This is a genomic window from Maribacter taeanensis (assembly GCF_047345145.1).
Classification (GTDB): Bacteria; Bacteroidota; Bacteroidia; order Flavobacteriales; family Flavobacteriaceae; genus Maribacter_C.
Window position 1 is genome coordinate 405,748 of record NZ_JBLFER010000001.1, and the last position, 25,726, is coordinate 431,473.

Here is a 25,726-nt window from a genome sequence, read left to right on the forward strand (position 1 = left end):
GCTATAGTAAGTTGTATTTGAATTTGAATTTGATTTTTGAATTTGAATTTTAATATGGAAATAAATCTAATCAGTGATACGGTAACCAAACCAACAGCGGGCATGCTAGACGCAATGATGTCTGCGGAAGTAGGTGATGATGTTTTTAAAGCAGACCCTTCTATAAATGCTTTGGAAGAAAAGGTTGCAAAGATGTTCAATAAGGAAGCAGCGCTATTCTTTCCCTCGGGCACAATGACGAATCAAACCGCAATCAAATTGCATACAAATCCTGGAGATCAATTGATTTGTGATAAATATGCTCACGTTTATAATTATGAAGGGGGAGGAGTAAGTTTTAATAGCGGGGTGTCATGTAAATTAGTAGATGGTCATCGGGGAATGATGACCGCTGAGCAAGTTGAAGCGGCAATCAATCCTCCTGATTTTTATCACAGCCCCTTGACAACATTAGTTTGTATTGAGAACACAACCAACAAAGGTGGCGGCGCTTGCTGGGATTTTGAAGAGTTGAAACACATCAAATCTGTTTGTGATAAACATGATCTAGCCTATCATTTAGATGGAGCCAGACTTTGGAATGCCTTAGTCGCCAAAAATGAAACTGCCGAACAGTATGGCAATTTGTTCGATACCATTAGTATTTGTTTGAGTAAAGGTTTAGGATGCCCCGTAGGATCTGTTTTAGTTGGGAGTAAGGCTGACATTCAGAAAGCCCTTCGAATTAGAAAAGTGTTCGGTGGCGGTATGCGTCAGGCAGGATTTTTAGCGGCCGCAGCTACATATGCCTTGGATAATCAAGTGGATCGTTTGGCAGAAGACCATAAAAAAGCCAAAGAAATAGGTAATACTCTGGAAGGTCTTTCTTTTATAAAGAAAGTAGAGCCTATAGAGACGAATATTATCATTTTTGAAATTGATGAAACTAAAATGAGTAGCGAAGCTTTTGTAGAAGAACTAAAAAAGAAAAACATACTTATTATTGGAATGGGGCAGGGGAAACTTCGTATCGTAACTCATTTGAACTACACAAAGGAAATGCATGAAAATTTCTTGCAAATTCTAAGAAAGTTATAATGGACTTAAGTCTTACAAGGAATTAATTCGGTTACGAAGATTTCTTATTCCATTTTCCATACCAGCTTCTGATTGATATGGTTGACTACTGCCGATGAGTCCTCCAAATTTACTTTTTATGCTAAAAAGAAATTCCCCATTGTGATTAGTCTTTCTTTCAAAAGAAATTAGGGGAGTTTTAAGGTTTTTTAGATTTTTTACTGCTTCTTCGGCTTTTGATTTATTCGCAAATCCAACGCTATTGAGTAAGGTATTACCGTTTTCTGTTTTTAGAATGAATTCGTAAGTTTTTTCTTTCTTTTTGTGTATTTCTATCATTTGATTGATTATAGTGGTAATATGGTAAGTAAAATCTTAAATTTTTATTATTCCTATAAATTAGATAACAATTTTTTACTTAGTAAATAACTTATATATATGAAATTACCATTTTATTCGATGAACTGCACATATTCCAATAGGTAAAATCTTAATAATTCGTTAAAAAAACATACATTAGCGCTAACTTTTTTAATAATTTAAACACTGACAAAACATGAAAAAAGTTTTATTTTTATTTGCAGTAATGACTGCATCGATCACATGGGCCCAAGATTTACCAACAAATCCGGAGCCAGGTAAATGTTATGTACGCTGTACCACCCCTGATGTTTACGTTAACGAAACAATTACGTTAACCGTAAAACCAGCTTACAAAGTTTTAAAGACAGTACCCGCAACTTACAAGACGGTTACGGAACAAGTAGAAGTTAAAGCAGCTGGAAAAAAACTGACTGTTATTCCTGAAAAATGGGGAACTGAAACAGTTTCTTATGTTTCTAAGGAAGGCGGAAATACGTTACGTATTACTCCAGCAAGCTTCGGAAAAGGATCAGAAACGATTGAGACTAGACCAGCATATGCGCAATGGGAACTTGGAGCTGCTGCACCTGATTGTGCATCTGGGAATCCAGATGACTGTAGATACTGGTGTTACAAAGGTTACCCTGCTGAATTCACTACTATTGAGACGACTACCTTGGCTGGAGATGCTTCTGTTAGCAAGACTCCAATTGCTTCAAAAAATGCTTCATATACGAAAAGAGTTCTTTTAGAGCCGGCTAAAGTTGTTGAAGAAGTTATTCCAGCAGAATACAAGACAATTACTAAAACTGTTTTGGACAAAGATGCTTACACAACTGAAGAAACAGTAGCAGCTCAAACTAAATCTTTTACAAAAGAAGTTTTAAAGGAAAAAGGTGGTTTAACTACTTGGAAAGAAGTAGAGTGCTCTTTGGTAGAGTATCAAGCATTACCAATCAATTGGAATTCTGGTAGCGCGACTTTAACTGCTGCTGCAAAGTCTATTATTGATACGAAATTAATGCCAGTTTTAGCTCAAAATCCAGGTGTGAAGGTAGAATTGGCTTCTCATACTGATTCTCAAGGGAATGATGTTTCAAATCAAGATCTTTCCGAAAGAAGAGCAAAAGCAGTTGCTGACTACTTAATTTCTAAAGGGGTTAACTCAAGTCTTTTAGTTGCAAACGGCTACGGTGAGACAAAGTTATTAAACAGATGTAAAGATGGAGTTCCTTGTACTGCTAGAGAGCATGCAGCGAACAGAAGAACTCAGTTTAGATTGATTAACAACTAAACAAATTAATTAACCAACCAAAAAGGGCTTTCCAATTCTGGAAAGCCCTTTTTACTTATATAATGTGGTCTTATTGATATTTCTTAATAAGGTCTAAATGGTATCTCGTTTCGCCATTCATGCTGTAACCAGAATATTTATCCAATTCTTTTCCTTTCTTGTCTAAGATTTTAAGAAGAGGTACGGATCCTTTTTTATTCAATTTTGAAGAAAGAGCCTTATTATGCTCCAATTGCTCTGGTGTTAAAATATCTTTATTCATTGGAATGTCAATATAAAGAAGCACATATTTATCTGAAAGCGCTAAAAACTCAGCTGACTCAAACAAATCTTTTTTCAACATTTTACATGGGGGACACCAATCACTTCCTGTAAAATATACAAGAACATTTTTGTCATTTTTCTCAGCAGTACTAATTGCAGAATCATAATTGGTTAGCCATTGGCTATCTGCAACTACTTCCATTTCCGCTTGAGCGGACATAAAAATGGGTAAAATCAAAAATAAAAGTAGGTGTTTCATATTTGTATTTTTTTGAGATAGAGCAATTAGCTTGCCAAAATTGTTGAGTTAGTTTATAATCCGTCTAATGCTAACGGAAAGAAATCAAAGTTTAGTATACCTTTTAACACTTTGAGTTACTTAAAAAAATTATCCATTCCTGGTATATTAGGCATTCCGTCTTTTGCTACTGCAGCAAGCTCAGATTCATTTACTTGAGTTGCTTTCTCGATGGCTTTATTCATCGTTAGAATTAGATAGTCCTCCAATTTTTCTTTATCAGAAAGAAGGCTATCATCAATATGAATCTCTTTAATAACTCGGTTAGCGGTTATAAGCACCTTTATAAGCTCTTCTGGAGAGCTTTCTTGCAAACTTACTGTATCTAGGCGCTTTTTGGTCTCCTCAACCTTTTGTTGGGTTTCTTTAAGCTTTCCCATCATTCCCATCATATCTCCAAACATAATTCGCTTTTAACTATTTATACTATGCAAAATTACTAAATTGTACGAATAATCACATATTTATGATACAAATGGATAAATTGAAAGTTGTTCTTTTAGGATGTCTTACTTTTGCGGCTTCGTGCCAAAACCAGAATAAAGATATGAGTAAAGCGGAAGCTCCAGTTGCAAAAAAAGTAGCAAAAGAACTAGTAAAACACGATGATGTTCGAGTGGATAATTACTACTGGATGAATGATCGGGAAGATCAAGAAGTGATCTCTCATCTTGAAAGCGAAAATGCCTATTACGCCAAAATGACGGCGCATACCAAAGATTTTCAAGCATCACTTTTTGAAGAAATGAAATCTAGAATTAAGGAAGATGATTCTTCTGTGCCCTATAAGCAAAACGGTTACTGGTATATTACGAGATATGAAATAGGAAAGGAATATCCCATATATTCTAGAAAAAAGGAGAGCTTAGATGCTGAAGAGGAAATCATTTTTGATTGCAATACAATGGCAGAAGGGCATGAGTTCTTTAATCTATCTAGTTTCTCAATTAGTCCAGATAATACATTGGCAGCCTTTTCAGTAGATACTGTATCTAGACGAAAATATACGCTGCAAATTAAAAACTTAAAAACCGGTGAAATTCTTGCAGATAAGGTAGATAATACAGCTGGAAATTCCGTCTGGGCAGATGATAATCAAACCATTTTTTACAGCAAGCAAGATGATGTAACCCTGCGATCAGATAAAATATATAAGCATAAACTTGGAGATACTGAAGATACTTTAGTTTTCAATGAAGAAGATGAGACTTTCGGAGCTTACGTTTATAAATCAAAATCAAAGAAATATATCATTATTGCTTCTTACAGTACTTTAACAACAGAGTTTCGTACGTTGAAAGCAAATAATCCTGAAGGGAAATTCGAGGTATTTTCGCCTAGAACAAGGGGGCTAGAATACGGAATTGCACATTATGAAAGTGATTTTTACGTATTGACCAACAAAGATGAGGCTACTAATTTTAAATTGATGAAAGTATCTGAGGGAGGTGATACTTCTGCAGAAAATTGGAAAGAATTTATTCCTCACAGAGCAGATGTTTTATTAGAAGGTATTGACATTTTTAAAGATTATTACGTGATTTCAGAACGTAAAAATGGATTAAATGAATTGAAGATTGTCCGATGGGATGGTACCGATAGTTATTACCTGCCTTTTGATAGTGAAACCTATACAGCCAATGTCAGCACAAATCCTGATTTTGATACAGAAACATTGCGCTATCGCTACAATTCAATGGCTACGCCAAGTTCCATTATTGATTTCAATATGAGCACTAAGGAAAAGGAAGTCAAAAAGGAGCAAGAAGTTTTAGGTGGAAAGTTCTCCAAAGAGAATTATATAGAGAAACGTATTTGGGCGACTGCTAGAGATGGAGTTAAAGTACCGATGTCAATAGTTTATCATAAGGATACGAAGTTAGATGCAAATACTCCAATTCTTCAATATGCATATGGTTCTTATGGGGCTACAATTGATCCCTATTTTTCTACCGTTCGTTTAAGTTTATTAGATAGAGGATTCGTTTATGCCTTAGCTCATATTCGCGGAGGTCAATATTTAGGAAGACCCTGGTATGAAGATGGTAAACTCTTAAAAAAGAAAAACACATTTACTGATTTTGTCGATTGTTCGAAATTCTTAATTTCTGAAGGATATACAGGTGCTGATCATTTATATGCCATGGGTGGCTCTGCTGGTGGTCTCTTAATGGGTGCTGTTGTTAATATGGCGCCGGAATTGTATAATGGAATTGTGGCTTCAGTACCATTTGTTGACGTTATCACTACTATGCTAGATGATTCAATTCCTCTTACAACCGGCGAATATGACGAATGGGGAAATCCGAATGAGAAAGAGTCTTACGATTATATGAAGTCCTATTCCCCTTATGATCAAGTCGAAGCCAAAGCATATCCTAATATGTTGGTTACAACAGGACTGCATGATTCTCAAGTGCAGTATTTTGAACCTGCGAAATGGGTAGCCAAGTTACGAGAACTTAAAACAGATGATAATATTTTGCTGTTTGATATTAATATGGATGCCGGTCATGGCGGAGCCTCTGGTCGTTTCGAATCTTTGAAGGAAGTGGCAAAGGAATATGCATTTTTACTAGATTTAGAAGGTAAAACGGACTAGTTTAAAAAAAATGCTAATTTTGTAGCCGAATTTCATATTCCCAAATCCGTATGAAATAAGAATTTAGACCCCGTTTATGGAAGATAAAATAAAAGCTTGCGATAATATCCTAGAACTTATAGGAAACACCCCATTAATCAAGCTCAATAAAATATCAGAAAATTTAACTGGTAATTTTTATGCTAAAGTAGAGGCATTTAATCCAGGTCACTCTGCTAAAGATAGAATCGCTCTTCATATTATTGAAGAAGCAGAGCGAAAAGGCATTCTAAAAGAAGGTAGTACAATTGTTGAAACTACATCTGGTAATACAGGATTTAGTATTGCCATGGTTAGTATGATCAAAGGCTACGATTGTATTCTTGCAGTAAGTTCTAAATCTTCCCCAGATAAGATTGATATGCTGCGTTCTATGGGGGCGAAAGTTTATGTATGCCCAGCACACGTTAGTGCAGACGATCCACGCTCATACTATCAAGTAGCTAAAAGGCTGCATGAGGAGACCAAGGGTTCTATTTACATAAACCAGTATTTCAATGAGCTGAATATGGAAGCGCATTACAAATCAACTGGACCAGAAATTTGGGAACAGACCAACGGAAAAATAACGCACTTGGTAGCTTGTAGCGGAACTGGAGGAACGATATCTGGTACTGCTCGGTTTTTAAAAGAGCAAAACCCTGAAGTAACAATTATAGGTGTGGATGCTTTCGGATCGGTACTAAAAAAGTATCATGAAACAGGTGAATTAGATACTAATGAAATTTACCCATACCGTATTGAAGGTTTAGGTAAGAACTTGATTCCTGGTGCTACTGATTTTGAAGCAATTGATGAATTCATCAAAGTTACTGATGAGGAAAGTGCGCATACTGCAAGAGAGATATCCAAATCAGAAGGCATTTTTGCAGGGTATACCTGTGGCGCGGTAATGCAAGCCGTAAAACAGCTCAATGAAAAGAAAAAATTTGGGAAGGATAGTAATGTAGTACTTATTTTTCCAGATCATGGGTCGCGTTATATGAGCAAGATCTACAGCGATGAGTGGATGGAAGCTCAAGGATTTTTAAACAATAGTAGTGTTGAAGAAACTCCGCAAATACAGGTGATACGATAAGAATAGTTAATAACAGTATTGAAAAGGGCAATGACTTAAAGAGTTATTGCCTTTTTTTCTGGCTGAAAATCTATATTTTTGCAGAACCGTAAGGTATTCAAAATCTTAACCATACTCGATGAGAGACATATTTGATAGAATTATAGAGAATAAGGGACCATTAGGCAAATGGGCTTCTCAAGCAGAAGGATATTTTGTTTTTCCAAAATTAGAAGGGCCAATTTCAAATCGCATGAAATTCCAAGGTAAGGAAGTAATCACCTGGAGTATTAATGATTATTTAGGCTTAGCGAATCTCCCCGAAATTAAAAAAATTGATGGTGATACAGCGGCTGAATATGGAGCTGCTTACCCAATGGGTGCTCGTATGATGAGTGGTCATACTGAATTTCATGAACAACTTGAGCAAGAATGTGCTGCCTTTGTAGAAAAAGAATCAGCTTATTTATTAAATTTTGGCTATCAAGGTATTATGTCTGCGATCGATGCTCTTGTCGCCAAAGATGATATTATTGTTTACGACGTTGATTGTCATGCTTGTATTATTGATGGTGTTCGTTTGCACATGGGCAAACGTTTCACTTTCAAGCATAATGATATAGAGAGTTTAGAAGTAAACCTTGAGCGAGCTACGAAAATGGCGGAGCAAACGGGTGGAGGTATTTTGGTGATTTCAGAAGGTGTTTTTGGAATGAGAGGTCAACAAGGTAAACTTAAAGAAATTGTTGCTTTAAAGAAAAAATATAGCTTTAGATTGCTTGTAGATGATGCTCACGGTTTTGGAACTTTGGGGAAAACGGGAGCTGGAGCAGGTCAGGAGCAGGGTGTTCAAGATGACATAGATGTCTATTTTGCAACATTTGCAAAGTCTATGGCAAGCATTGGAGCTTTTTTAGCTGCAGATAAGGAAATCATTGACTATCTAAAGTATAATTTACGTTCGCAAATGTTTGCTAAGTCCTTGCCAATGACATATGTCAAGGGAGCCTTAAAACGTTTGGATATGTTACGTACAATGCCAGAGTTGAAAGAAAAGCTTTGGGAAAATGTAGATGCACTTCAAAATGGACTAAAAGAAAGAGGTTTTGATATTGGAACTACAACCAGCTGTGTTACTCCTGTCTACCTAAACGGTAGTATTCCAGAAGCTATGGCGCTAGTGAAAGATCTTAGAGAAAATTATGGAATATTCTGTTCGATAGTAGTTTACCCAGTAATACCTAAGGGATTAATCTTATTGCGTATGATTCCAACAGCGACCCATACCTTAGAAGATGTTGCGATAACCTTAGATGCTTTCTCTGCAATTAGAGAGCGTCTTGAAAATGGTACATATAAAAGACTATCTGCGGCAGTTGCTGCAGCAATGGGTGAATAAAAAAAATCTTTGATTTTGTAAATTCCAAAATCCTATTTGACTATAAATGTCTACTAGGAATTTGGAATTTTTTTATTTGGGATTTACCGCAGGTTTTTGCGGTAAGTTCTTCTCCGTTTATAGACCACAGGATCAAAATGCTTCCACATTTGTTTGATGGCAATATTCTCCTCTAATTCTGGTGTTCTATAGCACATGTCAATGCCTTTTTTTGTAAAAGTACTGTGGTATTCATTAAACACTATCGCGGTAACTCCTTTGTTTTGGTAATCAGGATGTATTCCTATCAAATAAAAATAGACGTCTTTACTTTGCTTTTTTGCTTTTAGAAGATGGAATATTCCAAAGGGAAATAGTTTTCCTTTGGCTTTTTGAAGCGCTTTTGAAAAAGAGGGCATTACTATTGAAAAAGCAATGAGTTTATCTTCTTTATCAACAATAAATTTAATGTATTCGGGGTTGATAAAACTGATATATTTTTTCTTAAAATATGCCTTTTGAACATCTGTAATGGGAACAAAAGAAGAAAGTTTGGAGTAAGTTTCATTAAACAAATCAAACATCTGATCCGCCATAGGCATCACGTCTTTTGTTTTGGTAAAGTTCACCTCTTTAAGTCCGTATCGTCGTTTGATCAGGCTGTTTAATTTGGTAAAAAGCTTTGGGTCTGCATTTCGGGCTGGAAATTTGTTTTCCATATACTCTTTCTCCTTAACAAAACCCAAGCGCTCATAATGCGACTGATAGTAGCTATGATTGTACCAAGTAATCATACTGCCGATATGATCGAAGCCTTCCGTAAGTACACCAACTTTGTCCAAGTTTGAAAACCCTACAGGACCTTCCATATACTCTAAGTGCTGCTGATTTCCAATTTCAGCCACTTTTTGAAGCAAAATTTCTGAAACTTCATAATCATCAATAAAATCAAACCAGCCAAAACGCATTTTTTTAAGCTTTTGCTGATTAATTTCTAAATGATTAATAATAGCCGCCACGCGTCCGACCAATTTTCCTTCTTTAAAAGCAAGAAAGAAGTTAGCCTCGGCATTTTTAAAGGCAGGGTTTTTAGTCTTGTCAAATGTTTCCAATTCATCATTGATGATTGGAGGAACCCAATATCGGGAGTCTTTGTAAAGGGAAAAGGGAAACTTTACAAACTGCTTAAGATCTGATTTTGTAACCGCCTCTTTGAGGGTGACCATGATTAGTTTTTTCTTAGATCAATATTAGGGATATTAATCATTAGAAGAAAATTAGTATCATTTTAAAATAGAAGCAAATTTGATTTTAGCTTAAAACTCAATTACGCCATCATCTTTCTTTTTCTTCTTTTTACCCTTGTTTTTGCGTCTTTCTTCTTTTTTCTTTTTTCGAAGTTCTTTTTTCGAAGGACCTAAATCAATATCCTCAGCACCAGAGCCTTTATCTTTGCCTTTTTTCTTATTTTTCATGGCGTTCTTTTTGATTGCTTCCCCACCATTTTCGCCAGCCTTTTGATCTTCGATAGCTTTAATTGGTGGATCTGTATGCATATCAAAACGATATGACATACCTGCGGCAACAAAGATTCTTGAAGGTGTATTTTTAAAACTTGCGCCCATACTTAAATCTACTTGTAAATCTTCGCTGAGTAAATGAACAGCTCCGGCTCGAAGTAGCACATCTGAATAGCGATCACTTTTGATGCCTTGATTTTCAAAAAATGTACTCCATTTGGGATTTCGGAAAGCATATGAAATAGAAACTAAATAGCTCAATTCGGGAAAATCAGTCGAAATTCGGTCATATGCAATATTCGAAATAAGAACAAAGCGAGGAGTAAGTCTGCTTTGTGTCGCTACCATCGCACGATAGGATACTGTTGGATCTCCAACGTAAAAAGGATTCTCTCCCAAATTAAAGGTAGCACCACCATAAACCGAAACTGATGGAATCAAATTTTTCAACTGAAAAACATTATTTGCTCTCCAGCTACGAATATTAGGTTTGTTACGCTCAGGATCTTTATATCGATCATAAACTAAATACTTTAGACCTAATCGATTTCTTGAGAAGTTCCAGAAAGAATCTTCCAAATTTGTATTGGTAAATGTGGTCTTCTTATTCTGAAAAGTACCCTCGTAATTAATTTCTAGGGCTTCGGAAAGTAATCCGTACCGTAAAGAAAGATCCGCACCCCAGAGGTTTGCTTGGGTATTTAAAAGAGAGTGATCGCTTTGCTCATAACGCAACCCAGTCTCTACTTGAATCACATTTTTTCCCACTGCATAGGCACTAACAGATAAACCCGGTCTATTCGAATTAATAACATCTGTATATTGAGATACACCAACCAATGGAAGAAGTATTGCTAATACAAATAGTAATTGTTTGCCTACTAATGCTGCCCTGACACTACTCATAAATGCTATTTTATTATTATTTTAAGACTTTCATCTCTCTTATACAACGTGAGAATTGTATTTTTGATATATCTACAGTAAAGAATATGGCCTTTTTAAAAACCCTATTAATAATCATTCTCTGCTATTATCTGTTCAAGATATTGGCGAAGCTTTTTGCACCAAAGATTATCAATTACGCTGCTAAAAAGACAGAAGCTCATTTTAAAGAAAAATTTGGGGACTTTGCTAACCAAAACACTACTCAGGAAGAGCAAGTGGGTGATGTTATTATTGAAAAAAGACCAACTAAGAAAAGAACTACTTCAGAAAAAGTTGGTGATTATATTGACTTTGAGGAAATTGATTGATTATTTTAGCGTAATCAACCACTACAACATTTCATGAAAACAGGTTTTAAAGCGTTCCTAACCCACTTTTTTGTGGCAGTATTTTTTGTCATTGTAGCTTTAGCGTATTTCAGTCCTGTTTTACAAGGTAAAGTCATTAGCCAACATGACATCAAGCAGTTTGTAGGTATGGCTAAAGAGCAGAACGACTTTCGAAAACAGAATGATGGACAAGAACCCTATTGGACGAATAGTTCTTTTGGAGGTATGCCCACCTATCAATTAGGAGCATATTATCCCCATGATTATGTCAAAAAACTAGATATTCTTACTCGCTTTCTGCCCAGACCTGCAGATTATCTATTTCTTTACTTTATCGGATTTTACATTCTTCTATGCTGCATGAAGGTTGATTGGCGATTAGCCATAGTAGGAGCTTTGGCCTATGGTTTCTCTACATATCTCATTATTATCTTTGGTGCTGGCCATAATGCAAAAGCTCATGCGCTCGGGTATTTGCCCATGCTTTTAGGGGGAATTATTCTAGTCTTTAGAAAAAAGTACCTCTGGGGGTTTGTTCTTACCTCAGTTGCTATGGCTCTTGAAATACGAGCAAACCACTATCAGATGACTTACTATTTTATGTTGTTAGTTTTGATATTGGGAGTTGTTTACTTAGTAGATGCTATTCGAAAGAAATATATAAAACATTTTCTTGCTTCTGTGGGGATTTTACTAGTTGCAGTCTTCCTCGGAATTGCCGCCAACGCAACAGGTTTGATGGCCACCAAAGAATATGCAGATTGGAGCACACGTGGTCCTTCTAAGTTGACTATGAAACCAGATGGAAGTCTTAAAGAGGAATCTACAGGTTTAGATAAGGCATACATTACAAGATGGAGTTATGGGGTTACAGAATCATTGAACCTCTTTGTTCCGAGACTCTTTGGTGGCGCTAGTTCTGAAGACTTAGGAGAAGATTCGAAAACATTTGATTTTTTAATTGATCAGGGACTGCCCAAGACAAGAGCGCTTGATTTTTCTAGTCAAATTCCTACCTATTGGGGAGATCAACCGGTTACTTCTGGTCCTGCCTACATTGGAGCTATTATCTTTTTCCTATTTATTTTAGGTTTGATATTGGTGCGAAAGAAAGCAAAGTGGTGGCTCTTGGGAGGAGTGTTAATGTCGTTATTTTTATCGTGGGGTAAGAACTTTGGTTTCTTAACCGACCTTATGATCGACTATTTTCCACTTTACAATAAGTTTAGGGCGGTTTCTTCTATCCAAGTGATCTTAGAACTTTGTGCTCCAATACTTGCTATTTTGGCCTTGGCAGCACTTTTTAATCCGTCTATAGAAAAAATTAAAAAAATGAATGCTTTAAAGATTGCATTCTTTTCGGTAGTAGGTTTATGTGTTTTGTTATTTGTTTTTAAAGGAACTTTTTCTTTTGAAGGCCCAACAGATCGAATTCTCAAAGAAAATTATGGAGTCGAGCTATATGCTTTGATAAAGCTAGATCGCGAAGCGATTTATAATAATGATTTATTTCGATCATTTATGTTTGTGCTATTAACCGCAATAGCACTCTGGTTCTTTTTAAAGGAAAAATTGAAGCAGAATGTTGTTACTGTTGTTTTAGGAGCGTTAATCGTATTTGACTTGGTTGGCGTGAATTTACGTTACGTGAACAATGACAATTTTGTCTCGAAAAGAGCTATGAACCAACCTTTTAAAGAAACTATGGTCGATAGAGAAATTAAGAAGGATAAAGGTATTTATCGTGTTTTTGATCAAAGTCAGGGGTTTGAAGGAGCAAGAACTTCTTATTTTCATAAGGCTATAAGCGGATATCATGCTGCAAAACCAGCTGGCATTCAAGATTTATTCGAGTACCAAATTGTAAAAGGGAACATGGAGGTTCTGAACATGTTGAACGTTAAATATGTAGTTCAACAAGATGAAGAGGGCAGGAGCTACCCAGCGATGAACCCAGAGGCAAATGGGAATGCATGGTTTGTTTCTGAATTGAAAAAGGCAAATGACGCTGATGAGGAAATTAAACTTCTAGAGGGGTTAAAATCTCAAAGAGAGGCCATCATCAATATAAAGGACTTTCCGAACATTAATCGTTTTGCGTTTCGAACGGACTCTACCGCAAATATCTCGCTTAAAACATACCAGCCTAATCACTTGACGTATACCTCAGCAAATACGAATGCTGGAGTTGCAGTTTTCTCTGAAATGTATTACGCCAAGGGGTGGAATGCTTATATCGATGGAATGCTGCAAGATCATTTTCGAGTAAATTACGTACTTCGTGCACTGAGAATTCCTGAAGGAGAACATACCATAGAGTTCAAATTTGAACCCGAAGTTGTAAAAATCGGAAGCCAAATTACTCTTGCAAGTTCCATTTTACTGGGTCTGATTATTCTTGGTGGAATAGGGTTCACCTTTTGGAAATATAGAAAGGAAGAAGAAAAACCACAAGCCTAATGCGAAAAGTGCTTGTCATCACCTATTATTGGCCGCCTGCAGGTGGACCTGGGGTGCAGCGCTGGTTAAAGTTTGTAAAATACCTTCGCGATTTTGGTATTGACCCTATTGTTTATATTCCTGAAAATGCCAATTACCCTCTTATTGACGAAAGTTTTAAGAATGAGATTCCTGATGATATTACTATCTATAAAAATCGCATTTTTGAACCCTATCAAATCGCAAGTCTTTTCTCAAAAAAGAAAACGAAACGTATAAGTTCTGGAATCATTCAAACAAAGAATCAATCTGTCTTAGAAAAAATAATGCTTTGGATTCGAGGAAATTTTTTCATTCCCGATGCCCGAAAGTATTGGGTCCGACCTTCGGTAAAGTTTTTATATGAGATTATTGAAAATGAGGAAATAGAAACAGTAATAACTACAGGTCCACCACACAGTGTTCATCTCATTGGTCATTACTTAAAAGAATTCAAAAAAGTTAAATGGATTGCAGATTTTAGGGACCCATGGACGTCGATTGGGTATCATAAAAAACTAAAACTCACTTCAATGGCAAAAAGTCGTCATAAAGAGCTAGAGCAATTAATTTTGACAAATGCAGATAAGATTGTGGTTACGAGTGAAACTACCAAGAACGAATTTCAAAAGATTACCAGGCAACCTATAAAAGTGATCACGAATGGTTTTGATACTATTGTTGCCAGTAAGGTAACTTTAGATGAACAATTTACAATAGCTCATATCGGTTCCATGTTGTCAGGGAGAAACCCGAAAAACCTTTGGAAAGTGATTACCGAAATCATTTCGGAAAATGAGGCATTTAAGAAGGCGTTACGATTGCAATTTTTGGGCGTGCTCAGTGATGATGTACTGCAAACGCTCAAAGAGTCTGGCTTGAAAAATTATGTGGATGTGCTTGGTTATGTTTCCCATGAAGAAGCTCTAAGATACCAACAAAAAGCACAAGTGCTATTATTGGCCGAGATAGATTCAGCGGAAACAAAAGGAATAATTCCTGGAAAATTATTTGAATACATGGCAGCTGAACGTCCAATACTAGGTGTAGGCCCTCAAAATTGGGAAGTAGCTCAAATGGTAGCAGCTACTAAAACCGGAGCAATATTTGATTATAAGTCTCATTTCCAACTGAAAAATGTACTTTTAAATTGGTTCGAACAATACCAAAGAAATCAGTTGAGGGTTTCATCACTACATACAAATCAATATAGTAGGAGGGAACTTACCAGAAAACTAGCCGAATATATCTAATGGGTATTGTATTTAAACAGTCGTTAAACAATACCTTGGTTACCTATATAGGGTTTGGTATTGGCGCGATAAATCAGCTTTTTCTCTATACGCAATTTTTAGAAGCGGAATATTTCGGTTTGGTTACAGTAATGTTCTCTGCATCCTTAATTCTTATGCCTTTGATGACTTTTGGTGTTCAAAACACACTGGTTAAATATTATAGTAGTTTTAAAGAGGAACAAGAATTAAATGCATTTTTAACACTAATGCTGTTGCTTCCAATAGTAATAGTATTGCCACTGGCAGGTGTTGCTTATTTTGCCAACGAAACTATAGGTGACTTTTTGTCTAGTACAAACCCTATAGTAAAGAACTATGTATGGTATATTTTTTTGATAGGATTTTCCCTAGCCTATTTCGAAATATTTTATGCTTGGGCTAGGGTACGTTTAAAATCTGTTTTTGGAAATTTCATGAAAGAGATTTTCACTAGGGTTGGTACCATGATTCTATTGGTGCTTATATATTTAGATGTAATTTCAGTCGATTTCTTTTTAAAGGCAATGGTGGGGGTTAATTTGCTTCGAGTTTTTGTCATGAAGCTATACGCCTATAAACTTCAGATGCCTAAAATAGATTTTAAATGGCCAGAAAACACCAGAGAAATCTTAAGTTATAGTACCCTTATCGTTCTTGGTGGGTCTGCTGCTATCATTTTGCTTGAAATTGACAAGGTGATGCTTAATCAATACATTTCTATTGAAAATGTAGCGTATTATGGTATCGCAACCTATATCGCAATGGTTATCATTGTGCCTTCACGTAGTATGCATCAAATTACTTATCCTTTAACTGCTGAGTTAATCAATAGTGGTAATATGATTGGTCTTAAAACCTTGTATCAAAAAAGTTCATTGACTCTTTTTATAGCTTCAGGAGTTTTATTTCTATTGATTATTTTGAATTTAGATCAGCTTTATCTTTTACTTCCGGAGGAATATAGGGGAGGTTTTACTGTTGTTTTCATAATTGGTTTGATAAAGGTTTATGACTCGCTTCTTGGAAACAATAACTCCATTCTTTACAATTCAGAATATTATCGGGCTGTACTAGTGATGGGTATTCTTTTGGCCGTTATAACCATACTATTTAATTTGTGGCTGATTCCTAGGTATGGGTTAGAAGGGGCTGCTATTGCCAGTTTTCTTGCTTTCTTTATTTACAATACAGTAAAACTTATTTATGTCAAAGTGAAATTTGGAATGCTTCCATTTACAACAAGTACTCTAAAAGTACTAGGTGTGCTTCTTTTAATTGGAATTCCCTTTTATTTCCTCAATTTTACTTGGCATCCTATTATAAATATTATTTTGAAGGGGACTTTGATGGCAGTACTTTTTGGATTTGCTATATATGTATTTAAAATTTCTGCGGATGTAAATGGAGTGATTGACAAGCTCATAAAAAGGAGTTAAACATCCCCATAAAAAAAACCTCCGCAGTAGACGAATCCACTACGGAGGTAAACAACTAACCAACCTAAAAACTATCTTTATTCTGAACTCGTTTCAGAATCTGTTCTGAAACTTTGTTAAGATTTACTGTCTTCCTCTACTTCGTACAGAGGTTGAGCGACTATTGCTGCTTCTTGAACTTCTCGTCGGTGCTTTTTTCACCGATCTTGAAGATGAACTTCTGCTAGCTGTACTTCTTGAAGTTCTTTGCGTAGGTCTTGTAACAGACCTTTGCGTTCTGTTTGTTGTACTTCGAACTGTTCTATTCGTACTTCTATTTACAGGCTTACGAACTGTTGTACTTCGTTTTACCGTTGTTGTACGAGGTGTTCTTTTTACAACTTCTCTTTTAGTTACAGTTCTACTATTTGAAGCATTTCCTTTACGGGAATTCGATCGCTTAATAGTACTATTGCTACCTTTTGATCTTGTTACCGAACGTGAATTACTTGTTCGCGCTATGCTTCTGTTTCCTCTTGTCGCATTACTTCTTACAGCAGTTCTGTTAGTTCTACTTGAACTATTTTTAGCCAAGTTTCCATTACCTCTGCTTGAATTGTTACGAGCTACAGTTCTATTACTTCTACGTACACTGTTATCTCTTACAGCTACTCGCTTATCATTTCTGTAGATCGTAGATCTTTCTCTTCGAACTTTGTTATATCTATGCTCACGACCAATTTTAGCGTAACGATTTCTATTGTTAAATCGATATGGGTTGTAGAAGGTATAACGAATAGGGTTATAGTATCTTCTATATGGTCTCGTGTTCACAAAACAGAATCCTAAAGCTGGTCTTGCAAAGAACCCGTGAAAAGGTCTGTATACATAGAATCTATTCCATCTGTTGATGTACCCTGTATGATAATCGTAGAATCCTCTATTGTTATAGTATACATACATATTACCAACGCTACGTACTCTACCGCGACGGTAGCTTAAGTCAACATCTCCGATTTGTATTACTCGTCCGTAGTTATCGTAATAGATAGGAACGTTCTCAACTTGAATCACCGCTCCGTAATCATCATACTGTGCATAAGCACTGTAGTCGAATCCAGAATTAAAGGTTACATTTCTTCTACGGTTTCCAATTCTATTGTCAATGTAAAAATCAAATTCTCCATCGGGATATACTGAAAACGTAACGCCGTTTTCGACAAATATGAAAGAGTTGTCGTTACGATAAGCATTGCGTTCTGCAACCTTATCATCTGCTGTACTAGCCATAATGCTAGTGGTACCTAAAATAAGTGCTGTAAAAAGTAGTACTAATTTTTTCATGATATAAGGTTTTAATTAAGAGTGGAAATATTTTCACTCGATTAGTATATACCAAACAGCGTGCCAGAAAATTAGAGGTAGATCTAATTGACTGAAAAACAGTATATTAAATTAAAATGAATTTAGAGTAATTTTTCTCTAAGGTATTTTGCAGTATGTGAATCTTTACTTTTAATAATTTCTTCTGGAGTTCCAGAAGCGAGCAATTGACCCCCATTTTCTCCTCCTTCTAGACCTAAATCAATAATGTAGTCGGCGCATTTGACTAATTCAATATTATGCTCAATGACTACAATAGAATGTCCTTTAGAAATTAAAGCATCAAAGGATTTCAACAATTTCTTGATATCGTGAAAGTGAAGTCCTGTCGTAGGTTCATCAAAAATAAAGAGTGCTTTGTCCTTGGAACTTCCTTTTACTAGAAAAGAAGCTAATTTGATACGCTGCGCCTCGCCACCTGAAAGGGTTGAGGAGGACTGGCCTAAAGTAACATAACCCAAACCAACGTCTTGTAAGGGTTTTAATTTCGTTACGAGCTTCGTTTGTGTATGGGTTTCAAAGAAAGCAATCGCATCATCAATGGTCATGTTTAGAATATCATCGATGCTTGCATCTTCGAATTTGACTTCGAGTACTTCTTTTTTGAACCGTTTGCCTCCACAAGTATCGCATTCCAGATGAACATCGGCCATAAACTGCATTTCTACAGTAATTTCTCCTTCACCTTTACATTTTTCGCATCTTCCACCGTCAACATTAAAAGAAAAATGTTTGGGTTGATAGGCTCTAATTTTACTTAGTTTTTGAGATGCAAACAAACTTCGAATATCATCATATGCTTTGATGTAAGTAACCGGATTTGAGCGTGAAGACCTGCCTATCGGGTTTTGATCTACGAACTCAACATGCTTGATATCTTTATATTTTCCTTCAAAAGAAGTGAATTGTCCTGCTTTTTCCCCGTAGCCTCCTACTTCCTTTAGAATAATTGGGTATAGTATCTTTTTGACTAAGGTGCTTTTCCCACTTCCAGAAACCCCAGTGATTACGGTTAGCATGTTCAAAGGAAAAGTAACATCAATATTTTTGAGATTATTTTCACGTGCTCCTTTGATATCAATGAAATTTTTTGACTCCCTTCTTTTTTCAGGTACGGCAATTTCTTCGCTACCATTCAAGTAGCTTGCCGTAAGTGAAGATGATAACAATACTTCATCAAGTGTACCATGGGCAACTACATGACCGCCATGAGTACCTGCTTCAGGACCTATATCAATCACTTCATCAGCAGCCTTCATGATATCTTCATCATGCTCAACAACGATTACAGTATTTCCTAAATCCCGCAAAGACTTTAAAACTTCAATAAGATTTTCGGTATCCTTAGGATGTAAACCAATACTTGGTTCGTCTAAAATGTACATGGAACCCACCAAGCTACTTCCCAACGAAGTTGCTAGATTAATACGCTGACTTTCTCCACCAGATAAGGTATTCGACTTTCTATTCAGCGTTAGATAACTTAAGCCCACTTTGTTTAGAAATCCTAAACGTGCATTGATCTCTTTTAATAAACGGGAAGCGATTTGTCCGTCATGCTCATTTAGCTTAATTCCTTCAAAAAACAGGGTTAGTTTTTCAATAGGGAGTTCTACCAAATCAGAAATCGATTTTCCATCAACTTTTACATAATCTGTTTCTGACCGCAGACGTTTTCCTTTGCATACGCCACATCTAGTTTTCCCGCGATAGCGAGAAAGCATCACTCGGTTTTGAATTTTATAGCTTTTCTCTTCTAATTGAGTAAAGAACTTATGTATTCCTATAAAATGATCATTTCCGTCCCAGACCAATTGTTTTTGGTCTTCAGATAACTCAAACCACGGCTTGTGAATGGGAAAATCAAATTTGTAAGCTGAATTTACCAATTGATCGCGATACCAACCCATACTTTCACCTCTCCAGGCAAAAATCGCGTTCTCGTAAATCGAAAGTGCGGTATTCGGAATCACCAAATCTTCATCAATACCAATAACATCACCATAGCCTTCACATTTCGGACACGCCCCATACGGATTATTAAAACTAAAAAGATGCACATTGGGCTCTAAGAAAGACATTCCGTCTAACTCAAATTTATTGCTAAAGAGAGTTTGTTTCTTTGTTTCAAGCTCTTCGATCAAACATTCTCCTTTTCCTTCGAAATATGCCGTATCTATGGCATTGGCTAATCGGTTGTAAAAATCTTCATCATCTTTGGTGATGATTCTATCAATAACTAGATCGAATTCCTTTCCAATATCCTTGGGGGCAGCATCAATACGCAGAACATCTCCTTTGTATTTTATTCGGGCGTATCCTTGTTTTGAAAATAATTCTAATGATTTTAAAGAATCACGATCTTCTCTAATTTTAATTGGTGCTAGTAAGAGCAGTTTAGTTCCCTCTGAAAAAGCTTTCACATGCTGCACCACATCAGTAACCGTATTCTTTTTTACTTCGTTGCCTGAAACTGGAGAAATTGTTCTGCCTATTCTAGCAAACAATAATTTTAGATAATCATAAATCTCTGTAGTGGTGCCGACCGTGGATCGAGGATTTGTCGAATTCACTTTTTGCTCTATGGCAATAGCAGGTGCTATTCCCTTTATATAGTCAACTTTTGGCTTATCTAATTTTCCTAAAAACTGTCTTGCATAAGAAGAGAGGCTCTCCACATAGCGCCTTTGTCCTTCGGCATACAAAGTGTCAAAAGCCAAACTTGATTTTCCAGAGCCCGATAAACCTGTAATCACTACCAATTTATTCCTAGGAATTACTACATCAATATTTTTCAAATTATGCAATTTTGCACCTTTGATAATGATATTTTCCTTTGGATTGACATCGAGAATAGAACTCATAAGAAAATTTAGAGAATGTAAAGATAACAATAGGACCTTACAATAGCCAGCAACCTTTGATCATAAAATAGGGTATTTGGCTCTATACCTGTTATTAAAGTAATCTACTTATTTATTGAGGTATTATTAGATTTGAACTGAAGAAAACCTGCGACTGGTTTACGGGTATTTTTTATAAAAAAGGGGCCTGATGATTAGATTTTTTTTCGAAGTACATTATTTTATCTATATTTGGGTCTACTAAAAAGTCAATAGCCTATAGCAACAAGATTACTTTTTTAAAATTGGAAGAATAACCCACAAGACCTTTTCATCTTTGAAAAGGGCTCAATGTTTAACCGAAAAAGTAATCGTTATGGAAGTAGAAATTGACGACCCAATACTTATTAAGCGCTATATTAACGGAGATGAAAGAGCTCTATCTACACTTATTGATAGACATAATCAACGTATTAGTAGTTTTATCTATTCTAAGATTGGTGATAGAGGAATCACGGAAGATATTTTTCAAGATACCTTCATTAAGGTTATCAGAACCCTGAAGAGAGGAGCCTATAATGAGGAAGGTAAATTTTTACCTTGGGTGATGCGAATAGCGCACAACCTTATTATTGATCATTTTAGAAAAAACCGCAGAATGCCGATGTACAATGGTTCTGATAGTTTCAATATTTTTTCTGTGATGGGTGATGAAAAATTAAATATCGAAGGTCAAATTATAAAAGACCAGATTGATTCAGATTTGACCTTACTTATTGATGAGTTACCCGGCGATCAGAAAGAGGTATTGATCATGCGTATATATAAGGATATGAGTTTTAAGGAAATTTCTGAGAATACAGGAGTGAGTATTAATACAGCTCTAGGCAGAATGCGATACGCTCTTATTAACTTAAGAAAGATTATTAATGAGAATGATATTGTTTTAACGAATTAATAGACCATAGGTCGAGTGAATTAATTACATTGTGGTTTAGTTGCGTTATCTTAGAAAACAATACCAAACTAGAATATGGAAAAAATTTACTCTAAAGAACAGAAACAATGTAACTTAGTTCAAGCAAAGCCGGAAACAGTTAAATTTCTTTTAGACTTTTCAAAGTCTTTAAAGATAACTGAGGCAAAAGGAATTCAATTTGAATCGAATTTGAACTAAAGCACACTGCAATACAAGAAAAGCCCCGACAATTTAAATTGTCGGGGCTTTTCTTTTTTGGTTTTGATACTAATTATTTTAGAAACCTGTATTTGAATTGATAAAAAAGTCTCAAAAGGATAAAGTATACGAAAAAACTGATGAATGTAATCTATACGGTTAGACGAGAGCAACGCATCATGTTGTATTTTATTTTGTTGAAAAATAGAAAAGTAGGGTTTCACATCAAAAACTGAGGGTTTGACAACAATGTTTTTTTCTCTCGCCCCGATATATCTAGTTTTAGGTCATAATTGAAAATCGAAGCAAAATCGCAAGATTTAAAATTAAACTCAAAAAATAACTAGATGACTCTTAAAAATCTTTCTAACAGAAAGTCCCAAACTTTAACGAAAAAGCCTACTTACATGAAAAACCAGATTGAAGATTCAGTATTAGTACGAGACTACATTAGTGGAGATGAAAAATCTTTGGAGGTTTTAATTAACCGACACAACCAAAGGGTAACCAGTTTTATTTACTCTAAAGTCTTAGACCGAGATATTACTGAAGATATCTTTCAAGATACTTTTATTAAGGTTATTAAGACCTTAAAGAAAGGTTCATATAGTGAAGAAGGTAAATTTTTACCATGGGTAATGCGAATTGCGCACAACTTGATCATCGATCATTTCAGAAAAAACAAAAGAATGCCGAAGTTTGAAGGCAATGAAGATTTCAATATCTTTTCTGTAATTGGAGATGATAAGCTAAATGCTGAGAAACAAATCATAAAAAATCAAATTGATTCTGATTTAAGAGATTTGATTGAAGAGCTTCCAGATGATCAGAAAGAAGTGCTTTTGATGCGTATTTACAAAGACATGAGTTTTAAGGAAATCTCTGAGAATACGGGAGTTAGCATTAATACAGCTCTAGGAAGAATGCGTTATGCATTAATTAACCTTAGAAAAATTATTGAAAAGCATAATATCGTTTTAACGAATTAACATTCTGCTAAGAGGAGTAAAAACAATATTTCCATTTTAGTTGCGTTATTCTTACATAACAAGACTATACCAAATATGGAAAAAATTTACTCTGAACACCAAAAGGAATGCACACTTGTTAGATCTGGAGCCGAAACTATACGGTTTTTGCTCAATTTTTCGAGATCACTTCATGTGATTGAGTACAAAGATCTCAAGTTTGAAAACATTTTAAACTAAAAAAGCCCGCTCTTAGCGGGCTTTTTTAGTTTTATAGTAGTTTTCTAAGACCGTTTTTCTCCCAATTGTATTTGTAATGATATCTTTTTCAAGGTCCCAGCCTCGCGCGGGTGAGTATTCACGGCCATACCAAATAATTTGCAAGTGTAGGTCATTCCATAATTCTTTGGGAAACAATCTTTTGGCATCTTTTTCAGTCTGAACAACATTTTTTCCATTTGTAAATCCCCATCTGTACATTAGTCGATGAATGTGCGTATCTACAGGGAAAGCTGGAATTCCAAAAGCTTGTGAAACTACAACACTGGCGGTTTTATGACCCACGGCAGGAAATTCCTCAAGTAATTCCAATTCTTGAGGAACTACACCATTATACTTTTCTACCAACATCTTTGAGAGCCCGTATATTCCTTTTGCTTTCATAGGAGATAAGCCAACAGGTTTAATTATTTCGCGAATTTCTTCGACGGAAAGCTTGATCATTTCATAGGGGTTATCTGCTTTGGCAAACAATAGTGGAGTAATTTTGTTAACTCGAACATCGGTGCTTTGCGCCGACATTAGTACCGCAATTAATAAAGTATAGGGGTCTTTATGGTCTAATGGAATGGGAATTGTTGGATATAGCTCCTGTAGTGTATCGATTACAAAATTTACTTTTTCAGATTTTGTCATTTTTTTGTTTAATTTTATCTCAAAATCATAAAACATTAATTTAATTAAAATTTTATATGAACACACTGAAAGTAGGGGATACTGTTCCTGCGTTTTCATCTAAAGATCAAGACGGCAATACTATAAATTTATCTGATTACTCTGGAAAAAAATTAATTGTTTTTTTCTATCCCAAAGCAAATACACCCGGTTGTACTGTTGAAGCATGCAATTTGAGAGATAATTATGCGGAATTACAAGCTCAAGGTTTCGACTTATTAGGAGTGAGTGCGGACTCCGAAAAGAGACAAGCAAATTTTAGAAACAAATTTGAGTTCCCTTTTCCTTTACTTGCTGATGAGGATCATACCGTTATAAATACTTTTGGTGTCTGGGGACCGAAAAAATTTATGGGGCGTGAATATGACGGAATTCACAGAATGACTTTTGTAATTGATGCTAATGGTGTTGTTGAAAAAATAATAGAAAAGGTAAAAACGAAGGATCATGCGGCTCAATTATTAGACTGATATTCCTAACTTATCTAATAAAAAAGCCCCATGTAAATGAGGCTTTTTTTTATTTAATTATTTGATTATCAGCGTTTTATTTTTGTTCTTCCTGAATTAACTTTTTGGTGAACAAATCCTTCTCCTTTATTATTTCTGAAATACCTTCAGGTAGTTGTTCTTCCCAGCCATCTTCTCCATTCATTATTTTTTTCAGCACATCCCTAGAGAAAATATGCATAATTTCAGGGTCGTAGTCGATAATGTCCATCACCTTACCGTTATATTTAAAGAATTTATACAATTCCTTCATTCTCGGATGAACCTTTACATTATTACTCGTCATGATCTGACCCGTTTCAGGACTTTTCATTGGGTATAAATACACTTGTAGATCTTTAAAGAATAGCTTTCCAAAAGCTTCTAAAATACCTCCGCTTAAATGACGATAGTATTTTTCATCAAATACATCTACCAAATTGTTAACGCCCATGGTGAGACCAATACGCTGCTTGGTATAGTTGTTAAAATATTCAACCAATTTATAGTATTCTTGGAATTTCGAGATCATTACATGCTGACCTAGTGAACAAAGTAACTCGGCTCTGTCCATAAAATCTTGTTCATCGATTTCACCTGAGGCTTTTAAATTCGATAAAGTAATTTCAAAAATTACAATGGTTTTATCGAGATTAACAGCAGAATCTCGCACAAAAATATCATAAGACTTTTGGTACATGTCGAGATTTACCTTGGTGACCGGTCTAAAACTTCCTCGAAGTGCGAGAATGTTCTTTTTGTAAAGTACTGCTGCCGGTAATAAGTTATTTCCATCAGGACCGAACATAACCGCATCAGTCATATCATTTTTGATCAATTGAAGACTCATCAATCGATTATCTACATCTTTAAAGTTTGGACCAGAGAAATTGATCATGTCGATTTCTATCGTATCCTTATCGATATGATCATACAAGTATTTCAACATCTTTTTGGGCTTATGGTACTTGTAAAAAGCACCATAGATTAGATTTACACCTAATATTCCCAAAGTTTCTTGTTGTAGCCTAGCTTCATTTTGTTTGAACCGAACGTGTAAAATAATTTCGTCTAGCTCTTTTTGATCAGGATCTAGCTGAAACCGAATTCCGATCCAACCATGACCTTTATATCTTTTTGAGAAATCAATAGTAGCTACTGTATTGGCATATGAGAAAAACAAACGATCAGGATTGTTATCTCTGCTTATACGTTCTTCCATCAAACGCATTTCATGAGCCAACATGGTTTTTAATCGTGGTTGTGTTACATACCTACCATCTTTTTCAACACCATAAATCGCATCACTAAATTGCTTGTCATAAGCACTCATTGCTTTAGCAATGGTGCCTGAAGCACCACCAGACCTAAAGAAATGACGCGCAGTTTCTTGCCCTGCACCAATTTCAGCAAAGGTACCGTAGATATCAGGATTTAAATTTATGCGGAGTGTTTTAGCCTTAATCGAAGGAATATTTTCAAAAGCAGTATCCCTTTTTAAAACAGAAGCCATGGAGTGTGTTTTAGTTGTAACAAAAATAAGAAGTTCACATAGTTTCTAGGTCATAAACGATTCAATTTTTTATAAATTATTTTTT

The 25,726-nt window shown here is 35.6% G+C and carries 21 protein-coding genes; 12 read left to right on the forward strand and 9 right to left on the reverse strand.

Annotated elements, in window-relative coordinates:
* Positions 1-54: 54 nt before the first annotated feature.
* Positions 55-1,077, forward strand: a complete 1,023-nt coding sequence (locus tag ACKWCD_RS01720) for a threonine aldolase family protein (protein WP_413982195.1) — start codon at positions 55-57, stop codon at positions 1,075-1,077.
* 12 nt (positions 1,078-1,089) lie between these two features.
* On the opposite strand, the gene ACKWCD_RS01725 is transcribed toward ACKWCD_RS01720, so the two are convergent.
* Positions 1,090-1,395: a YegP family protein gene (locus tag ACKWCD_RS01725; RefSeq protein ID WP_413982196.1), complete on the reverse strand. Its 306-nt coding sequence runs from the start codon at positions 1,393-1,395 to the stop codon at positions 1,090-1,092.
* A 217-nt stretch (positions 1,396-1,612) separates the two neighbouring features.
* Here ACKWCD_RS01725 and ACKWCD_RS01730 point away from each other — a divergent pair, with 217 nt between their 5' ends.
* Positions 1,613-2,713, forward strand: a complete 1,101-nt coding sequence (locus ACKWCD_RS01730) for an OmpA family protein (RefSeq protein ID WP_413982197.1) — start codon at positions 1,613-1,615, stop codon at positions 2,711-2,713.
* Between the two features lie 70 nt (positions 2,714-2,783).
* On the opposite strand, the gene ACKWCD_RS01735 is transcribed toward ACKWCD_RS01730, so the two are convergent.
* Positions 2,784-3,236: a thioredoxin family protein gene (locus ACKWCD_RS01735; RefSeq protein WP_413982198.1), complete on the reverse strand. Its 453-nt coding sequence runs from the start codon at positions 3,234-3,236 to the stop codon at positions 2,784-2,786.
* A 116-nt stretch (positions 3,237-3,352) separates the two neighbouring features.
* Positions 3,353-3,679: a YbaB/EbfC family nucleoid-associated protein gene (locus ACKWCD_RS01740; protein ID WP_413982199.1), complete on the reverse strand. Its 327-nt coding sequence runs from the start codon at positions 3,677-3,679 to the stop codon at positions 3,353-3,355.
* Positions 3,680-3,750: 71 nt separating this feature from the next.
* On the opposite strand from ACKWCD_RS01740, the gene ACKWCD_RS01745 reads away from it, so the two are divergent.
* From ACKWCD_RS01745 to ACKWCD_RS01755, 3 genes are all read left to right on the forward strand, one after another.
* Positions 3,751-5,877 (forward strand): S9 family peptidase, encoded by a 2,127-nt coding sequence (locus tag ACKWCD_RS01745; protein ID WP_413982200.1) that lies wholly within the window; start codon positions 3,751-3,753, stop codon positions 5,875-5,877.
* Positions 5,878-5,953: 76 nt separating this feature from the next.
* A complete protein-coding gene (locus ACKWCD_RS01750) occupies positions 5,954-6,994 on the forward strand; it encodes a PLP-dependent cysteine synthase family protein (RefSeq protein WP_413982201.1) in 1,041 nt (346 codons plus the stop codon).
* A gap of 118 nt (positions 6,995-7,112) precedes the next feature.
* Positions 7,113-8,372 (forward strand): aminotransferase class I/II-fold pyridoxal phosphate-dependent enzyme, encoded by a 1,260-nt coding sequence (locus ACKWCD_RS01755; RefSeq protein WP_413982202.1) that lies wholly within the window; start codon positions 7,113-7,115, stop codon positions 8,370-8,372.
* Between the two features lie 83 nt (positions 8,373-8,455).
* On the opposite strand, the gene ACKWCD_RS01760 is transcribed toward ACKWCD_RS01755, so the two are convergent.
* Positions 8,456-9,577, reverse strand: coding sequence for a GTP cyclohydrolase (locus ACKWCD_RS01760; protein WP_413982203.1), 1,122 nt, complete (start codon positions 9,575-9,577; stop codon positions 8,456-8,458).
* A gap of 90 nt (positions 9,578-9,667) precedes the next feature.
* A complete protein-coding gene (locus ACKWCD_RS01765) occupies positions 9,668-10,777 on the reverse strand; it encodes a transporter (RefSeq protein WP_413982204.1) in 1,110 nt (369 codons plus the stop codon).
* 86 nt (positions 10,778-10,863) lie between these two features.
* Between ACKWCD_RS01765 and ACKWCD_RS01770 the strand changes: the two genes are divergently transcribed.
* From ACKWCD_RS01770 to ACKWCD_RS01785, 4 genes are read left to right on the forward strand one after another with little or no spacing between them, the layout of a single operon-like run.
* Positions 10,864-11,127, forward strand: coding sequence for a DUF4834 family protein (locus ACKWCD_RS01770; protein WP_413982205.1), 264 nt, complete (start codon positions 10,864-10,866; stop codon positions 11,125-11,127).
* Between the two features lie 33 nt (positions 11,128-11,160).
* Positions 11,161-13,608 carry a YfhO family protein gene (locus tag ACKWCD_RS01775; protein WP_413982206.1) on the forward strand — a complete coding sequence of 816 codons (2,448 nt, stop codon included), beginning with the start codon at positions 11,161-11,163 and terminating at the stop codon, positions 13,606-13,608.
* On the forward strand, positions 13,608-14,879 hold the full coding sequence (locus ACKWCD_RS01780; protein ID WP_413982207.1) for a glycosyltransferase family 4 protein: 1,272 nt from the start codon (positions 13,608-13,610) through the stop codon (positions 14,877-14,879). The genes ACKWCD_RS01775 and ACKWCD_RS01780 overlap by 1 nt, the downstream gene beginning before the upstream one ends.
* Positions 14,879-16,336, forward strand: coding sequence for an oligosaccharide flippase family protein (locus ACKWCD_RS01785; protein WP_413982208.1), 1,458 nt, complete (start codon positions 14,879-14,881; stop codon positions 16,334-16,336). The genes ACKWCD_RS01780 and ACKWCD_RS01785 overlap by 1 nt, the downstream gene beginning before the upstream one ends.
* Positions 16,337-16,459: 123 nt before the next feature.
* Here ACKWCD_RS01785 and ACKWCD_RS01790 read toward each other — a convergent pair whose 3' ends face one another.
* Together ACKWCD_RS01790 and uvrA are read right to left on the reverse strand one after the other, a co-directional pair.
* Positions 16,460-17,659 (reverse strand): hypothetical protein, encoded by a 1,200-nt coding sequence (locus ACKWCD_RS01790; RefSeq protein WP_413982209.1) that lies wholly within the window; start codon positions 17,657-17,659, stop codon positions 16,460-16,462.
* 122 nt (positions 17,660-17,781) lie between these two features.
* Complete coding sequence (gene uvrA, locus ACKWCD_RS01795) at positions 17,782-20,562, reverse strand: excinuclease ABC subunit UvrA (RefSeq protein ID WP_413982210.1); 2,781 nt, start codon at positions 20,560-20,562, stop codon at positions 17,782-17,784.
* A 355-nt stretch (positions 20,563-20,917) separates the two neighbouring features.
* Between uvrA and ACKWCD_RS01800 the strand changes: the two genes are divergently transcribed.
* Both ACKWCD_RS01800 and ACKWCD_RS01805 read left to right on the forward strand, forming a co-directional pair.
* Entirely contained in the window at positions 20,918-21,499 is a 582-nt protein-coding gene (locus tag ACKWCD_RS01800; protein WP_413982211.1) for an RNA polymerase sigma factor, read from the forward strand.
* 626 nt (positions 21,500-22,125) lie between these two features.
* Positions 22,126-22,707 carry an RNA polymerase sigma factor gene (locus ACKWCD_RS01805; RefSeq protein ID WP_413982212.1) on the forward strand — a complete coding sequence of 194 codons (582 nt, stop codon included), beginning with the start codon at positions 22,126-22,128 and terminating at the stop codon, positions 22,705-22,707.
* 231 nt (positions 22,708-22,938) lie between these two features.
* On the opposite strand, the gene ACKWCD_RS01810 is transcribed toward ACKWCD_RS01805, so the two are convergent.
* The gene (locus ACKWCD_RS01810) at positions 22,939-23,601 is read right to left on the reverse strand and encodes an endonuclease III domain-containing protein (RefSeq protein WP_413982213.1); all 663 of its coding nucleotides are present in this window, start codon (positions 23,599-23,601) and stop codon (positions 22,939-22,941) included.
* Positions 23,602-23,657: 56 nt separating this feature from the next.
* Between ACKWCD_RS01810 and bcp the strand changes: the two genes are divergently transcribed.
* A complete protein-coding gene (bcp, locus tag ACKWCD_RS01815) occupies positions 23,658-24,110 on the forward strand; it encodes a thioredoxin-dependent thiol peroxidase (RefSeq protein WP_413982214.1) in 453 nt (150 codons plus the stop codon).
* Between the two features lie 76 nt (positions 24,111-24,186).
* Here bcp and ACKWCD_RS01820 read toward each other — a convergent pair whose 3' ends face one another.
* Positions 24,187-25,641, reverse strand: coding sequence for a TonB-dependent receptor (locus ACKWCD_RS01820; protein ID WP_413982215.1), 1,455 nt, complete (start codon positions 25,639-25,641; stop codon positions 24,187-24,189).
* Positions 25,642-25,726: the final 85 nt, after the last annotated feature.

What these genes read in the sequence shown, in the direction of transcription:
- ACKWCD_RS01720 (WP_413982195.1), top strand. Translation starts at nt 55, where the DNA reads ATGGAAATAAATCTAATCAGTGATACGGTAACCAAACCAACAGCGGGC.
- ACKWCD_RS01725 (WP_413982196.1), bottom strand. Translation starts at nt 1,395, where the DNA reads ATGATAGAAATACACAAAAAGAAAGAAAAAACTTACGAATTCATTCTA.
- ACKWCD_RS01730 (WP_413982197.1), top strand. Translation starts at nt 1,613, where the DNA reads ATGAAAAAAGTTTTATTTTTATTTGCAGTAATGACTGCATCGATCACA.
- ACKWCD_RS01735 (WP_413982198.1), bottom strand. Translation starts at nt 3,236, where the DNA reads ATGAAACACCTACTTTTATTTTTGATTTTACCCATTTTTATGTCCGCT.
- ACKWCD_RS01740 (WP_413982199.1), bottom strand. Translation starts at nt 3,679, where the DNA reads ATGTTTGGAGATATGATGGGAATGATGGGAAAGCTTAAAGAAACCCAA.
- ACKWCD_RS01745 (WP_413982200.1), top strand. Translation starts at nt 3,751, where the DNA reads ATGGATAAATTGAAAGTTGTTCTTTTAGGATGTCTTACTTTTGCGGCT.
- ACKWCD_RS01750 (WP_413982201.1), top strand. Translation starts at nt 5,954, where the DNA reads ATGGAAGATAAAATAAAAGCTTGCGATAATATCCTAGAACTTATAGGA.
- ACKWCD_RS01755 (WP_413982202.1), top strand. Translation starts at nt 7,113, where the DNA reads ATGAGAGACATATTTGATAGAATTATAGAGAATAAGGGACCATTAGGC.
- ACKWCD_RS01760 (WP_413982203.1), bottom strand. Translation starts at nt 9,577, where the DNA reads ATGGTCACCCTCAAAGAGGCGGTTACAAAATCAGATCTTAAGCAGTTT.
- ACKWCD_RS01765 (WP_413982204.1), bottom strand. Translation starts at nt 10,777, where the DNA reads ATGAGTAGTGTCAGGGCAGCATTAGTAGGCAAACAATTACTATTTGTA.
- ACKWCD_RS01770 (WP_413982205.1), top strand. Translation starts at nt 10,864, where the DNA reads ATGGCCTTTTTAAAAACCCTATTAATAATCATTCTCTGCTATTATCTG.
- ACKWCD_RS01775 (WP_413982206.1), top strand. Translation starts at nt 11,161, where the DNA reads ATGAAAACAGGTTTTAAAGCGTTCCTAACCCACTTTTTTGTGGCAGTA.
- ACKWCD_RS01780 (WP_413982207.1), top strand. Translation starts at nt 13,608, where the DNA reads ATGCGAAAAGTGCTTGTCATCACCTATTATTGGCCGCCTGCAGGTGGA.
- ACKWCD_RS01785 (WP_413982208.1), top strand. Translation starts at nt 14,879, where the DNA reads ATGGGTATTGTATTTAAACAGTCGTTAAACAATACCTTGGTTACCTAT.
- ACKWCD_RS01790 (WP_413982209.1), bottom strand. Translation starts at nt 17,659, where the DNA reads ATGAAAAAATTAGTACTACTTTTTACAGCACTTATTTTAGGTACCACT.
- uvrA (WP_413982210.1), bottom strand. Translation starts at nt 20,562, where the DNA reads ATGAGTTCTATTCTCGATGTCAATCCAAAGGAAAATATCATTATCAAA.
- ACKWCD_RS01800 (WP_413982211.1), top strand. Translation starts at nt 20,918, where the DNA reads ATGGAAGTAGAAATTGACGACCCAATACTTATTAAGCGCTATATTAAC.
- ACKWCD_RS01805 (WP_413982212.1), top strand. Translation starts at nt 22,126, where the DNA reads ATGAAAAACCAGATTGAAGATTCAGTATTAGTACGAGACTACATTAGT.
- ACKWCD_RS01810 (WP_413982213.1), bottom strand. Translation starts at nt 23,601, where the DNA reads ATGACAAAATCTGAAAAAGTAAATTTTGTAATCGATACACTACAGGAG.
- bcp (WP_413982214.1), top strand. Translation starts at nt 23,658, where the DNA reads ATGAACACACTGAAAGTAGGGGATACTGTTCCTGCGTTTTCATCTAAA.
- ACKWCD_RS01820 (WP_413982215.1), bottom strand. Translation starts at nt 25,641, where the DNA reads ATGGCTTCTGTTTTAAAAAGGGATACTGCTTTTGAAAATATTCCTTCG.